The organism is Paenibacillus glycanilyticus (assembly GCF_030161375.1).
In the GTDB taxonomy this organism is placed as follows: Bacteria; Bacillota; Bacilli; order Paenibacillales; family Paenibacillaceae; genus Pristimantibacillus; species Pristimantibacillus glycanilyticus_B.
In genome coordinates, this window is the sequence record NZ_BSSQ01000006.1 from 363,446 (window position 1) to 379,662 (window position 16,217).

Genomic DNA, 16,217 nt, shown 5'->3' on the forward strand with positions numbered 1-16,217 from the left:
ATTAGGAGATTATGTAAAGGCTGCAGTGTTTTTTAATAGATATCTGACATTCTTCTTTTTGCTAATGGTAAATTTAAGGCAAGCTCATCGATAAATGCGACGTCTATAATTTCTGTAAGACGCTCATATAATTCGGATAAGTGATACCCATCCTCTATTAACAGAAATACCAAATCACGTATATTTTTTTTATTAGAAGTACGGTAACCAGCTCTTTGAACCACCTCTAACCATAAGTTTTTGTTATTTATATCTGAAACAATAGATGAATATATTTTTTTTGAATATTTTTCCCAATTAATATATGAGGCACTCAGACCACCAATAAATTCAGAACGGAATTGACTGTCTTCATTGATGAATGAAAAAAATGAATCAGAGATATGCTCTTCATACTTCTGTTCATCACGGAACAATTTTGAACGTGTTGTTAGGAGTAAAGCAGCCAAACTATGGACTTCAGTAGAATCACTTTCTAATAAAGAGATCATTTTACTTGTCAAAATTGGACTCAAAAATAAATGTAGATAGCCCTCAATAGTATATGTATTCAAGAGATGATCATAGAGAGGTTTAATGATTTCTACATCAAATTCATCAGTCTCAATTAAATAATTAAAATAAACTTGAATAATAAATTGAATTTTTGTTCTGTTTTCCTGACTATAATCATCATAATTATATAGAAGTTCCTTAAATTGTCGCTTAATTACCAGAATCAGGTCACTTATGTTTTCGTCATTCTTTCCACGATTATATCTTGGAAAACTAAAGTATTTTAAACTAAAATTTTTCTGATGCATACAAATATCCAAGCCATCAGAAAACATTCGAGATAAGTTTAAGTCATTAAATCTATTCATATAATAATGTTGAACACCTAAAACTCCTATAGATATGTTGCGGGACCTAAACCATAGTTTGATTTCATTGATAACTTTATTATCTAAATAGTGTTCAAGACTTTCAGGACATCCAAAGTTAATCCATTGAGACAATTTTGCATCATGATTGGAAATATCAGTTTTCTTACTAAGCAGCTCATTTAACAATTCTAAATCGCTCACGTATTCTTCATAATTACTGTAAAGTCTATAAAGTTGATCATTATCTCTCGTAGACTCCGTTACCAAAATTTTTAATATAGGGAGATAGGACGTCGCATTACGATAAAGTTCATCAAAATTATTATAGTTAATTGTATCTAATAAATATTTAAATATTTCCCTCGTGTATACAATAATATTATTATCTGAGTTAGCTTCTTTTAAGTAAGTTTCAATCTTGTTTTTGTTATTAGTTATTGTTTCTTTTATTTTAGGGTTTGATATACAAGGTAAACTTTTTTGTTCACTGGAATTGGAATGAATAAGATTAAATAAGAAGTAGGGTCCATAAATTTCAGTAGTCCATTCACACTCAGTTCTTGCTTTTAAATAGTTACACAACTCGATAACAGTTTCATCTTCATTGTGGGATATATCTATAATTTCTTCAATAAAGTAGAACATAAATGAAATAAACGATTCTGATAGGTCGTGATCACTTGTAAAAGACATATCAATAAGATTCTTCCAATAATTATGTGTGGTAATAACAAGAGAAAACATTTTGTCCTTACTCGTTAGGTAATAATCAATTGCATCTAGTAGTGGCTTATTAAGCAAATTATATTTAATACAAAGGTATATTCCAAATTTTAAATCATCTTCATTCTTTTCTTTTAATAAAATCAATATAACTTGATTTAGTCTTTCGTCAAACCCAAATAGCATTTCATATAACTCTGCATACTTTTTGAGTTTTGAACTAACAATACTATCAAACCGGTTGATAAAGAACCCCTCTGTGACTTTTTGAATAGTGGCTAATGGTATGTAGGATATTTTATTGTATATATAAGCAGCTGTTACGGGCGTATCATAGTCTATTAGCAAAATGGCTTCTTTTAAAGCACTGATTTCTTGGAAGGGTTCTCTCAAGGCTCGATCATCAAGGATATCTAATACTAGTTGAGCCCCTCTCTTTAAGTATTTATCTTCATTTTCACTATCAATTTCACTACAAATGTCAATTAATCCTGGTGCCTCGCCTGGTAATGTCCTTCCTATCCTTCCGGCAAAAAACAATGCAACGTTTCTCCAATGCGATGTGCGTGCCGTAGCTTTGAATCGTAAAATTCTTTCATTTGAATCCTTTGCGGTATCAACTAAGTGACATGCAGTAAAAAACTCACGCATTACAGTGAGTGAGTATCCAATTTTACCGGCTTGTGGGCTTTCTATTAAAACCAACCTATCATTGGATTCAATCATTATTTGCTTGACCTTGTCAATAAGCTCCTCTTCATTAATATAGGGGTTATTATGTACAAGGTAATCATAAACACTGCTACGGAAATCTTTCAAATCCATTAAAGCATTTGAATTATTTTCAGTCATTTTACTGTGTAATAGGTAAGCGATATACTTATGTAACCCATATATTAAATTTTTATCAGTAGGCAACAAATGAGGGCTTTTGTTTTGTTCTCTAGTATAGATTGTATCCATATACTTCTGATATAATTCTTCTCTTTGTTTGGGAGGTGTAGAGCCAGCTCGTATTATTACAAGTAAGATTGTGACTTGTAGGGGCGTTTTGGTTAGATCACTAACAATTTTGTCTTCTAAGCAAATATTAAGAACATCTAGAATCTTTTGAGACCTTTTATACATTATATTTGTTTCCCTGTTTTCCACCCATTTTTGAGCGTATATTCTAGCTTTATCTACTGATAGTTTGTCCAGCTTAAGATGAAGGAAGTGTTTTGGATCAAACTCTTCTGAGTAACCTTGTGGCCTAGTAGATGAAATGATTTTTAAGTCGCAATTATATACTGTCTGAACTTGTTGAATAAAAGTCGTTATTGCTACCATTACTTTATGTCGAACAGTTTTTTCTGGAACTTCGTCGAGCCCATCTAAGATCAATAAAACCGCATTATTTCGTAATATTTCATGGACATTTTCGCAGGTTACCTTTTTTCCGACCCCAATCGTCATTTCGGTAGCCATATACTCAAATAAATTACTATTCTGAGTGTTTAAATTGAACCAATGAGCCAAATCTTTTAAAATAATTCTGAACGGAATTCTCGGGATACACTGTTCTAAAAGATTTGTATCTTCTGAAAACTCGTTCATTTTGCCCAGTAATCGCGCTCGATAAATTTGTGACATATATTGACCTAACGTCGACTTACCTTGTCCAGGACCTCCTACAAAAACAACTCTCTTTACAGAATCATCAACTATATATGATAAAGCAGAGACCCTATTTTCATCATTAACTGACTGCTTCAACCATCTTGGAATACTATCCAGGCTAAGTTCCTCTTGTGATAATTTTGCAGGTATAACATCAACATCAATAAATACTTTTTGTAGAGGAACTTTTGTATCCTCGGTGTCACCGGCATCATCTAGAGCTGCAGCACTTTCTTGAAGGTAGCAATACTGACTATATAACCTCACCAGTTCGTCAATTTCATTTTCGGTTTTACTGACAAAACCTAATAATCGAGCAATTACATCACCGCTGACTAATAAATGGGAGTATGACTGTCTTATACCAGGGAAAGAATCTAAAAAAGCGCAGACTTCTTCTGCTCCCCAAACATGAATATTTTTTACTTTATGATTAAATTTAGGTATTAAATTTGTATCAATTCTGTCTTTTAGTCCCTTCTGATATACAGGGGAGAGAGATACATTTGTTATTAAAATGTAGTTATCACATTGGTGGTGGTATATGTCGGTTATTTTATGTAATTCATCTTCAAGTTCAGAATAAAGCAACCTACGTGCTTCTTTCTGTCCTATTTGTATTACATTATGGAACTTTGATTGAAATATCCAGTACCCATCCCAGTTATCTGAGGTGGAAGGGTAAGTCGCACTGCCAAAGTAAGTGGCCTCTCGTGCTCCATCACTACCCATGCCATATACCTTAATTCCGTGCCCAATTACATTTTGGACTAGGGACTGCGATAGTTCTTCAAAATTTTCGTGACCTAATGCTCCTAAGTTATATTTTGTCATAATATATACTCCTTTTTCCATAATTATCATATGGGTAATTATAATCATATCTCTTACAAAACACTACATAATTATAGGCTAGGTCTGAAACAACATCTCAAGAGAGAGTGATAGGGTCTATTGATAATATATCTATCAAATTTTGCATGGCTTCCGTCACTGTCTTCGTGAATTATTTGATTATTGCGGTTTGGGAAGAGTAAGGGCGAAATCTGAAAAGCATTATTTATAAGGATGAGGTTAATACATGGCCACGCGAGCTGAACATCCCGCGTGGTTTTTTTTATGTTCAGGGAGCGTTAACGATTTAGTGACGCAAAGTCATTAGTCATTCACTAGACAAATTTCGCTAAAATATAGTAATATTTTACCTACGCGTGCTCTGATATGGGTATATTTAACTAGTTCTAAAGGTAGATAGTGTTAACGGGAACAGGTTGTTCGATATAACTAAGGCAACTAGTAGACATCGTTTTAAGACTTTCGGAAGAGGATTTTTATTTTTGAGAAAGGGCTGGCTTTGTACTATGTAGTCTGATCATATAAGACCCTTACTAGAAACGCATATTCAAAGTTAGAGATGGAGGAAAGAAAATTGAAAGTACGTACCGCAACCCCAATGGTGTTCCGATTATTTCTATGTTTAGCGCTCATGGTATCATTGTTCTCCTATGGAATCGTGCCAAAAGCAAATGCGACAGCTAACCCTACTACTAAATGGGTTTCGTTTAAAAATGATAATTTTGCGGGAGTAGCGGCGGGCCAGGCTTATAGTTTTAGCGGAACGACTAAAGTTCCAAATGGAGCCGATTATCTCCGATTGACGAACGTGACGGACGGACGTGATGCCTTTTTGCGCCAATCCGGCTCGTACGGTACGATTTTTAATCAGCAGCGCATTTATAATCAAAACAATTTTTCATTCAGTACCTATTTTTCATTTAAATTTACGGACGGAAGTTATATAGACCCGGGATTCTTTAACCCGTTGTATAATCCGAGCTTGAAGCCCGGAGCTGACGGAATGGCTTTCGTCATTCAGAATTTGAGCAGCAATGCGGGTACGCCTGGCGGAGGTATGGGTTATTACGGTATTCAGCCTAGTTTTGCGGTGAAATTCGATACCTACAGAAACCCGGAGATGGGTGATCCGAGCGATAACTATGTCGGCATCGATACAACCGGCACCTTGCAAAACGTTCCCGGAAGGTATGCGAATCTTTCCACCCAATTCCCATCGCTTGGAATCATGAAAGGTGGAACGAATACGTATCACGTCTGGATTGACTATGACGGCAGCGCTAAAAATGTGAAAGTCTACATGAATACGGCGGACAACCGGTCAGCGGCTATTAAAGTGTTGGATGTAGACAGTATCGATCTCTCAACGATCTTCCAGAATGAAAGCGCGGTGTACGCCGGTTTTACCGCTTCGACCGGAGGGGCTTGGGAAAACCAGGATCTTCTAAATTGGTATTTTACAAATGACCTGGATCCTATTAACTCAAACGATCCTGCAGTCGAGTACAAACAAGCGCCTACGCAAGTAACAGCCGATCCGACGCCAAACCCTACGGAACCGTACGGTAAAACGGACATTACGATTACGGCTACGGATCCGCTCGGCCAACCTGTGTCTGGCGTGCCGATTGATCTTCCGATGAACGGTCCTTATCTTGATTCATTTGGAATGCCGCTCAGTTCGCCTCCGCTGACGGGACCGGACGGCAAAGTACATGTTATTTTGGACAACGCCCAAATACCGCCGGGGACGAATTCGCTGGATATCGTCGCTGAAGGCGGAGCATATACGACGATCAAAGCTCCGACTGCTCCGACAGGGCTATCCTTTGTATCGCCGGACATGACGTCTTTGACCTGGAATGCGGTTTCGGGAGCGAATTATTATAGCGTTTATAATAACGGCAACTATATTGGAAGCACGTCCAACGGGACGACTTATAATCTTGGAACGGTTGAGCCTGGATCCTATACGGTTAAAGCGGTTAAGGCTGGTTTGTCGTCTCCGGCTTCTTCGCCAACGCAGGCGCAATTAACGCTGGATAAAGCTAATTATTTTGTTCCGGTAGGGGGCACTTATCAAACGGTAACCTCCATGGTTTACGGTAACAACACGCCGATTACGGTTACAAATGATGCCCAGTTTAGCTCCTCGTCTACCGATATTGCGACGATTGATTCCCATGGCTTAATTACAGCAGTCGAAGAGGGAACATCGGTTATCCATGTTAATTATGGTTCGTTTACGAAACAAGCAAATCTAACGGTAGTGCCGCAAATTACAAACGTAACGGCGAAAAATGTTACAAATACAAGTCTGACTCTGTCTTGGCCGGAGACAACGCCTCCCGCGAGCAGTTACGATATTTACGACAACGGCGTTTTTGTGCGTACGGTAACCACCAATCAAGCCGATCTCTCGGGATATCCGGCTAATTCGCATCACACATTTGTCATTGTAGCGAAAACAGCAGGGCAAGAAGTTGCCGAATCGCTGCCTTTTGACATCACTTTGTCAGATCTGTCCGATCTCTTGCTCGATGTAAGCGGGTATACGCTTGAGGTTGATGATACGCACCAAACGGTAGTCCAAGCCGTGTATTTGGATCGCAGTATGGAAGACGTATCCGATCGCGCAACTTATGCGAGCTCTAATCCCAACGTCATTATTGTAGATTCCGATGGGAAAGTGACGGCCGTAAGTCCGGGTACTGCGACAATCACCGTTACGTATAACGGCAAAACGGTCACGGAAACGATTGTGGTTAATGCCGCGGAGCCGCAATACGAGGTTACATTGACAACTCCTTCGGATTCGGTTGTTGGGGATGGCCATACGAAAATTGAATTGGTAGGCACCGTCATCTCGAAGGATAACGGACAGCCGGTTTCAGGCGTGCCGATCACGTTTACATTCGGTAAGAACGGCGCCAATAACCAAACTGTAAGTACGGATGCAAACGGCGTGGCTAAAATCCAATATACCGTTCCGGCCTTAAACGGATTGGTGCCGGTATATGAGACTATTACCGCATCGGCTCAAGATCCTAATGGCGAGAAGTCACAAGGGGCGATTCAAATTCACTATATGCCGGCTTCCATTGAGGGCGTCTTAATCGATACGGCGACGGACAAACCGATTACAGGCGCAACAGTATCGGTTTCGGCGGATTTTGACGGCGACGGAACGCCTGACTTTACCACCCAAGTTGTAACGGGAACAGATGGTTCTTATCAGATTTTTGTACCTCGGGGCGACTTTAATTATGAAATAAAAATTAGCTACACGGCAGAGGTCGGGGGGCGCACCGTACTAGTAAATACGACACAATCCGCTCCAGTCGGTACTTTGACCGGACTGGGAGAGAGCATCACGCCTCAAACCGAGATTAGCGGTCAGCTGTTGGTGGCAAGTCATGGCTCTAATTCGCCGTCGGTAAATGATCTGTTTGGATCAGGGAATATCACGGCTGTCGTTACGGGCGGAAGCTTGAACAAACAGCCCTTCCCGCTTGATGCGAGCGGAAGCTTCAAGGTCAGCAATGTAGCACCAGGAACTTACACGATTACGTATCAAGTGAAAGCTCCTGATAATTCCATATTGGCAGGCCCATCCGTGCAGGTTACCGTTAATGAAAACGGGTCTGTCAGCATCGTTAATTCTTTGATCGATCCTTATGGCATCGTGACAAACGAGCATGGGGCACCTCTTCCGGGTACGACTATGACGCTCTATTTCGCGGATACGCCGCTGAACATTGCCAAAAATCATACCCCGAATACGGCTGTCGCATTGCCGGTGCTGCCTTCGTTCAGTCCGAATCAGAATATGAATCCGCAGGTAACGGACAATAATGGCGCTTACGGATGGATGGTATACCCGAACGCGGATTATTATATTGTAGCTACTCATCCATCTTATTCGGTGCCTTACAGCACGCTTTCGGCGAATGTGAATGTGCCGGCCGAGACCGGCTCGGACAGCTACATTCAAAACGGGATCATTCACGTAGGCCAAACGATCGTGTCGTTCAACTTTAGCATGCCGAATCCTCCTTCCAGCGCAGTGATTGGCACGCCAAAAAATGTGGCCTATACGCTCGGAGCAAGCGGCTCGGATGCGACCATTACCTGGACTGCGGTAACTGGCGCAACATCCTACACGATTTATGATAATGGCAAGCAAATTGCAAGCGGCATTACTAACGAAAATTATCAATTAACAGGACTGGCCGAAGGGCAATCGCATGTCATTACCGTTGCGGCTGTTAGGAATGGCATTGAGGGTCGGGCGTCGAGCAGCATAACGATCCTTCTGCCTGGTGCCGAAGGCAGCCATAAGAAATATATTGCGGGCTATCCGGACGGAACATTTAAGCCTTCAAGAAGCGTAAGCCGCCAAGAAGTGGCCATGATGCTGTTCCGGGTATATGACCTTCACAAATCAGAATCAGAGCAATCCTCTTATTCTGATGTAAGCAAGTCGGATTGGAGCCACGACGCGATTTATGCGGTAACCAAAGCAGGGTTTATGAACGGTTATCCGGATGGTACCTTCCGTCCCGAACAACCGATTACTAGAGAAGAAGTTGCCGGAATTGCGGCACGTCTGAAGCATTTGCAAGGACAACAAGGCAAGGACGTATTCAGCGATATCTCTGGCAGCTGGGCAGAAGATGCAATTAATGCGGCTAATGCAGCTGGCGTGCTGAGCGGCTACACGGATGGAACCTTCCGGCCTAAAGCGAATACCACCCGCGCCGAGATGGTCGCAGTTATCAATCGCGTGACAAACCGCGGTCCGTTGAACGGAGTTGCCGCTCCTACTTGGTCTGACGTAAGTTCCTCCTATTGGGCTTTCAAAGATATTGAGGAAGCGTCGACCGATCATCAGTACACCGTTAATAACAACAAGGAAACTTTGAAAAAATAGCTTCATCCGCATCGTAAATGGAATACAGGGCACGGCGAGATAGATGCCAGTGCTCTGTGTTTTTTTGTGTGAAGAAGTCAACCGGCTTCCTGTACCTAGTCCAATATCTGTTGATACTCGCAAAAATGTTATAATATAGTTGTCTATGCTAATCTTAATGGCATCCAACTCTTGAACGGAGGTAAAAACATTGTCAACTTCAACAGCAGTACAAGCTTTGTTCCGTCCGTTTACTCTTGGACAACTTTCACTGGCCAATCGCATTGTAATGGCTCCTATGACGCGGGCTATGTCTCCGGATGGGGTACCCGGAGCAAATGTGGCCGCTTACTACCGCCGGAGAGCCGAGAATAATGTAGGCCTTATCATAACCGAAGGAACGGTGGTGAATCATCCCGATTCCTCAAACTCCAAGGATGTGCCCCACTTTTACGGTGAAGAAGCTCTAAAAGGCTGGGCTAACGTCGTAGCAGAGGTTCATGCCGCAGGAGGCAAAATTATGCCGCAAATTTGGCATATGGGCACGAAGAAGCAAGTAAATGACTATTCTGAAGCGGAGATCGCCGCTATCGTCCAAGCATTCGCCGACTCGGCCTTTGAAGCAAAGCGGATCGGCTTCGACGGTATAGAGATCCACGGTGCGCACGGTTATTTAATCGATCAGTTCTTCTGGGAGAAAAGCAATCAGCGTACGGATCGCTACGGAGGCAGTCTGGTGGCCCGCACCCGTTTCGCCGAAGAGATCGTCCGGGCTTGCCGCGAAGCTGTGGGGCCTGATTTACCAATTGTGCTGCGGCTTTCGCAGTGGAAAGAAAGGGAATATAATGTCAAGCTGGCTTATAATCCTGAAGAGCTGGAGCAATTTCTAAGGCCGCTGGTGGATGCAGGCGTGGATATATTCCATTGCTCGACCCGTCGGTACTGGGAGCCTGAATTTGCCGGATCGGATTTGAACCTTGCGGGCTGGGTGAAACGTATCACTGGCAAACCAACGATTACCGTCGGCTCGGTTGGACTCGACAGTGATTTCATGACCTTCTTCACGGAAGGAAAAAGCTCTGCCAATACAGGAATTGAAGGTCTTGTGCAAAAGCTCGAAAATGATGAATGCAATCTTGTAGCGATCGGCAGGGCACTACTGGTTGATCCGGCATGGGCCCGCAAAATCCGGGAAGGCAAATTGGACGAATTGGTGCCGTTTACGCCTGAAGCGCTGAAGACGCTATCCTAAAAACAGCTTTGTAATTCGGAGTAGATTCTGCAGCTGGAGTGATTGGATTAGTTATGAGTCGAATCCGATTGTTGTGAGGGAAGAGTAAGAGTAAGAGTAAGAGTAAGAGTAAGAGTAAGAGTAAGAAATAAATAGTACGCAGATTTAAAAATACATCGTCATGAGGCCCATACGCCCGGCGATGTATTTTTCTATGTTCGGATGAATACATCGCCATGGGGTTAATACGTCCTCCAAAGTCATCACGAGTGTATGTAAATATAGGCCGGTTCGCCGAAGAAGCGTCTCTGTTTTGTATTCTTGCTGTCTCATTCCATAATCGTATAAACCCTTAAAGGTTTGTGATAAGTTAGGGTTACAATAATTCCCTGGAAGGAGCCAGGCGTATGACAATACATGTGGAAATCGAACCTAAAATTTTGTATTTCGGCTCGTCCATTGTTCTGATCAGCACGATGAATGTAGATGGTACCCCTAATTTAGCGCCAATGTCGTCAGCTTGGTGGTTGAATCGGTCTTGTATGCTCGGATTAAGCAGTAAATCGCAGACCGCTTTGAATATGATAAGAGAGGGGGAGTGCGTGCTGAACTTGCCGTCCATCGACCTGATTTCTGCTATTGAAAGTCTCACGTTGGTAACTGGACGAAATCCGGTACCTGAATCAAAGGCAGCAAGGGGGTATCAATTTGAACCGGACAAATTTGGAAAGTCGAAATTAACTCCCTTACCATCTCGAGATGTCAAAGCGCCTCGCGTCCAAGAATGTCCCGTTCATTTAGAGGCAAAGCTCATAAAGGTACATCCTTTCGAAGAGCCTAGTTCCCTGGTTGCATTGGAGGTACACATCGAGAAAATTCATGTGGATCAGGAACTGACCATGAAAGATCATCCAAATTACATTAATCCGTCCAAATGGAATCCAATGATTATGAATTTCTGTGAATATTTCGGCTTAAGCGAACAGCTGTCTACATCTCGATTGTCCGCGGTATTTGGGCCAGATGTGACGAAATAGAGAGCTCTCTCAAACATGGAGACGAAAAGGACAGAAAACACGTATAGCAGTACTTTAATTAACAATACACCGCCAAGTTGCCCAAAAACTCTGGCGGTGTATTTTTCTGTGTTCTTATTTAACTAAAATCTATTAATGGTATAATCATCCAATAACTATTTTGTACATTATACTAATAAGGGAGAAGTCTATATGAAATCAGGATGGTCAATATTAATTGCCTTACTGCTCTTTCTATCCATTGGTTCAAGTGTAGTAGCCGCTGAGCCAACCGCTTACGCAGTAACCTTTAATGGCATTAAGAATGCTGCATTAGCCCCGCAGATTAAGAATGGTACGACTTACGTTTCGATGATTCCATTGTTTACAGCATTAAACACTACGATTTCCATTGATAATAAAAAGAAAACAATTGTCGGCAAAAGGGGAAACAAGACGTTCACAATGACCGTCGGGTCCAAAAGCGCTAAGCTAAACGGCGCTGCGATTACATTGGAACAGCCTCCCATGCTTATCAAAAACAGTGTGTATGTGCCTGTTCGACTCGCAGAGAAGCTCATTGGCGCGGAAGTTGAGATGAATGCCTCCACGAAGACAATTAACATTCGTTCGTATGCAATTGATCTGACGATTAAAAATAAGCTGCCGCTTAATAATGATAAGAATTTGCCGATCACTCTCCAGCATAGCGGAAATATGAAGTTGAAGTGGTCGTTTAAAGACGAGAGTCCTTTTCAGCATTACACGGGATACGTGGGACCGAATCGGACATTGATTTTTAAGGGCTTCGGTGATCGCATCGATACGGATTACAACGGACGCAAAGTTTATGAGGAACCATATAAAAGCGATTCCGGTTATAATTTTGATGCCCAAATTAGTTCCGCTGGCTACACGATTATTGCAAGATCAGAGGAGGACCTCCTCAGGTGGAGCAATATAGATCTCTATCTTGATAGCAATGTATCTCCAGCGTTTTACGTCGATAATGAGCCTTCATTCGATTGGCTGAATATTAACGCTGCAATAGATATGAAAGGTAACTTAATTGTGCTGACGACGGAGGGCCTAGCCGCATATAACGCCAAGGGTGAAAGGTTGTGGGTGCGTAAGGGGTGGTCTACGAAGGATGGTACACTGTCCGCATTTGAGGGAGGTCTAGAGATTTCGGTAGATTCCGCGAATCGTCTCTATATTCAGAACTCCGACGGCTATGCTATCGTTGATTCGAAAGGCGAAGCGTTGTTGGCTGCAAAAGGTTATTTTCATCCCGAGATTACTTCTGATGACCTCTTGCTAACTAACGGTAATTCTTATCGTTTCGTTGATGGCCAGTTGAAGGTGGCCGGTTCTCCGTTTGGTGATGGAACAACGGGGAACTATGTTAGTTTGGAGAGGGAGAATTCTCTGAAGCTAATGGATAAAACTTGGAAAAAGCCGTTGTGGGTTTTCGAACAGTCACTTAAGGAGAAAAGCAGGGGCTATAGTCTGTTTAGCAGTACGCTCGTCGTGGATCTTGATGGCAATGCGTATATATCTACAACAGGCGGTACGGTTTATAGCTTCAACCAAGCAGGCAAAATGCGTTTCATTTTAAATATAGACAACAGTATAATTTCCAGTACGCAAATTATACCGCTTTCCTCCACGACATTCGTCGCGATCGATAATAACACTGTCATGTGTTTTGAAGTTGCGAAATAATAAACACGTTCATACAGAGCACGGCGAGAGGATGCCGTTGCTCTGTATTTTTTTATATCGAGGCCAACACGGAGCCAACAGCCATATGATGCCAAAAATAATTATGTTATAATCAATATGTTATATATGTTAAACTTATTTTGAACAAGATGAAAATCATTTTTCTGGAGGGATTAAGATGAAGCAAACAACTATTAACCAAGATCTAGCTTCATACGTCAATACCAATATTGGTACGTTGTCCTATAAAACGTGGTCCACGTCTCCAACCGTGCAGCTACCGCACGGGATGATGGAGATCAATCCGGTTACTACGCCGGGCATAGGGGACAAGTATTTGGCGGACAAAATCTTCGGCTTTTCCTTTGGCCCAGCCGCAGTCATGATTTCTAACGGCTGTTTGTCCGAGCAGCAGGAAGAACATGCCTCCTCTTTTGATCACGATCAGGAAGAGGCACGTCCGCATAAGTATCGCGTTTTGTTAGAGGATAGCAACATTGATGCTGAGATGACTGTGGCTCGGCATAGTGCTTACTTTCGTTTCCACGTCGCTGAGTCTGCCCAAGTGACGATCGCTGGCAACGAGCATACGGAGTTTCATCACAATGATGGCCTTATTATAGAAGGAAAGCGTATCGAGAAAGGGTACGTTTGTTATTTTAGTATAGAAATGAAAGAGTCTGCATCGTCGTTTGGCTACGCGGATAATAAAAAACATAAGCTCTACCTGTCCTATGAATCGCATCAAGAGAAAGTTATAGAGCTAAAGGTAGGTATCTCCTATATCAGCTTGGAACAAGCGCAGTCCAATCGACAGCTAGAGCTGCCGGACTGGAACTTCGAAGCGGCTGTCTCTAGGGCGCGCGAAGCCTGGAACATCGCGCTATCCGCCATCGAGGTTGAGGGAGGGACGGAGGAGCAGCGGACGATCTTTTACACGGCGATGTACCGGACGCTTCAACGGATGCGGAATATTACGGAAGACGGCCGATATTACAGCGGCTTCGACGGCAAGGTCCACGATGCAGAGGGACGGGATTTCTATACTAGCGACCAGCTATGGGATACGTATCGCTGTGCTCGCCCTTTGCAGAGCATCATTGAGCCGCGCGTGTTTGAAGATATGGTGTTCTCCTTAGTAAGAATGTACGAGCAAGGCGGGTTGCTTCCGAAATTCCCCCATCCAGGGGGAGATCATGCCGTGATGATCGGTCATCATGCGGCGTCCCTCATTGCTGATGCCTGCATGAAAGGGTTGGACGATATCCACTTGGAGAAGGCTTATGAGGGAATGATCAAGGATGCGGCGGAAATGTCTATGATTCCTTGGCGGACGGTACCCGCAACGGAGCTTGACCGGGTTTACCGTGAACAAGGATGGTTTCCTGCTCTCCCCGCTCGGGAGGACGCAAAGGTTCCGGACCCGGACGAGTGGAGGAAAAAGAATAATATTTGGGACCTAGTTATGGAAAAGATGCCGAATCAGATTACATGGGTTCCTGATGTTGGCGTTGAAGAATGGGTTCCCGAGGTTGATAGTTGGCACCGCCGGCAATCGGTTTCCGTTACGCTGGAGAGAGCTTATGACGACTGGTGTATATCCCAAGTGGCCCGCAAGCTGGGGCGGGATGAAGAAGCGGATGAATATATTCGGCGCGCGGAGAACTATCGTCACCTGTTTCGCTCAGACCTGGGGCTGATGGCTCCCAAGACGGCGGAAGGGGAATGGGTAGAGCCATTTGACCCCAAGCTGTCTGGCGGATTTGCGGGGGAGGGTTATTTTGCCGAGGTGAACTCCTGGATCTATACCTTCCATGTTCAGCATGACGTGGAGGGGCTTATTCGGTTGATGGGTGGCAGAGAGGCTTTCAATCGCCAGCTTGATTCTCTATTTACGGAGCAATACACCATGGAGAAGCCGTGGTTTCTTGGTCAATTCCCCGATATGTCGGGGCTGATCGGGATGTATGCCCACGGGAACGAGCCAAGTTTCCACATCCCGTATATGTACAATTATGCAGGTGCTCCTTGGAAAACGCAGCGGAGAGTACGCGATATTCAAAGTCTGATGTATAACGCTGGCCCGGCTGGTCTATGCGGAGACGATGATATCGGTTCGCTGTCGTCCTGGTATGTATTTAGTGCGATGGGTTTCTATCCGGTTTGCCCGGGGCGGCCCGTCTATGATATTGGCAGTCCGCTATTCGAGAAGACGACACTTCAAGTCGGCGAAGGCAAGACGTTTGTAATAGAAGCGCGTAATGTCTCCAAGGCGAATAAATACATCCAATCCTCTTCACTCAATGGCCAGCCGCATCAGCGGCCGTGGCTCTCGCATCAGGAACTGATGAGCGGAGGACAACTGGTGTTGGAGATGGGTCCGAGACCTAATAAATCATGGGGAAGCTCGCCGGAAGACGCCCCGCCATCGATGACTTCCATTTAGGGGATGGCCTGATAAAAACAAGAAAGGCCTCGACAACCAGTCAGAGGCCTTTCTTATATAAGAAAAAAGAGTTAGACGCAAGTGAATGATTGAATGGATTGCAAGCTTACTCCGGTGTACATCCAGAACCTTCCGTTCCACTGAAAACCCGCGACCGATGTGCGGCCTAAGAAAACCGGGAAAAACCAGAACTGATTCCCGTTCCGTAGCCAAATGTACGTGTTCCTAAACATACAGCGCGAGATCGCGCCAGCGTCAACGGCAAATGGTTGGACCGCAGGTTGTTGGGGGATGAATCCCGGTGGAGGCGAGCTGGGTGCCATCGGCTGTCCTGGTGGACCGGGGGTTCCCGGAGATCCGGGAGCTCCTGGGAATCCTGGCATTCCGGGGAACCCTGGACCTGGAGGAGGGCCAGGAGGCGGAAAAAATGACATGGTCTTGTCACTCCTTATTAGATAGGCTAAACCATTCTATGTAGGAGCGGAGATAAGGGAATGGGCGAAACCAGCGTTTTTTAGTTCTATTAGAGCGAGGCAGTATCTATGCAGGCATACACGAATAAATTAATTTCAAAAAAAGTCTTGCAATGTTATATGATCCTATGGTATATTCTAATTCCGGCCGAGAGAGACAAGCGGTTGGGACGAAAAGCTGAAAGTCATTGATTGATAGAAATTGAAATTGATGAAAAATAAAGCTTGACACTGAAAATGACGACGTGATATGATATACCGCGTTGTTGAAAAAATTGTTCTTTGAAAACTGAACAACGAGCGAAACTGCC

General features: G+C 43.4%; 7 protein-coding genes. 5 read left to right on the top strand and 2 right to left on the bottom strand.

What is annotated here, in order from left to right; genetic code table 11:
• Window positions 1-32: 32 nt before the first annotated feature.
• A complete protein-coding gene (locus QQK89_RS09040; RefSeq protein ID WP_284238211.1) occupies window positions 33-4,082 on the bottom strand; it encodes an NACHT domain-containing protein in 4,050 nt (1,349 codons plus the stop codon).
• A gap of 595 nt (window positions 4,083-4,677) precedes the next feature.
• Between QQK89_RS09040 and QQK89_RS09045 the strand changes: the two genes are divergently transcribed.
• From QQK89_RS09045 to QQK89_RS09065, 5 genes are all read left to right on the top strand, one after another.
• A complete protein-coding gene (locus QQK89_RS09045; protein WP_284238212.1) occupies window positions 4,678-9,036 on the top strand; it encodes an S-layer homology domain-containing protein in 4,359 nt (1,452 codons plus the stop codon).
• Window positions 9,037-9,226: 190 nt separating this feature from the next.
• Window positions 9,227-10,267, top strand: coding sequence for an NADH:flavin oxidoreductase (locus QQK89_RS09050; protein WP_284238213.1), 1,041 nt, complete (start codon window positions 9,227-9,229; stop codon window positions 10,265-10,267).
• A gap of 392 nt (window positions 10,268-10,659) precedes the next feature.
• On the top strand, window positions 10,660-11,283 hold the full coding sequence (locus tag QQK89_RS09055; protein ID WP_284238227.1) for a flavin reductase family protein: 624 nt from the start codon (window positions 10,660-10,662) through the stop codon (window positions 11,281-11,283).
• Window positions 11,284-11,475: 192 nt separating this feature from the next.
• On the top strand, window positions 11,476-12,987 hold the full coding sequence (locus QQK89_RS09060; RefSeq protein ID WP_284238214.1) for a copper amine oxidase N-terminal domain-containing protein: 1,512 nt from the start codon (window positions 11,476-11,478) through the stop codon (window positions 12,985-12,987).
• Between the two features lie 178 nt (window positions 12,988-13,165).
• Complete coding sequence (locus QQK89_RS09065; RefSeq protein WP_284238215.1) at window positions 13,166-15,433, top strand: GH92 family glycosyl hydrolase; 2,268 nt, start codon at window positions 13,166-13,168, stop codon at window positions 15,431-15,433.
• Between the two features lie 71 nt (window positions 15,434-15,504).
• Here the strand turns inward: QQK89_RS09065 and QQK89_RS09070 are convergent, their stop codons facing one another.
• A complete protein-coding gene (locus tag QQK89_RS09070; RefSeq protein WP_284238216.1) occupies window positions 15,505-15,867 on the bottom strand; it encodes a collagen-like protein in 363 nt (120 codons plus the stop codon).
• Window positions 15,868-16,217: the final 350 nt, after the last annotated feature.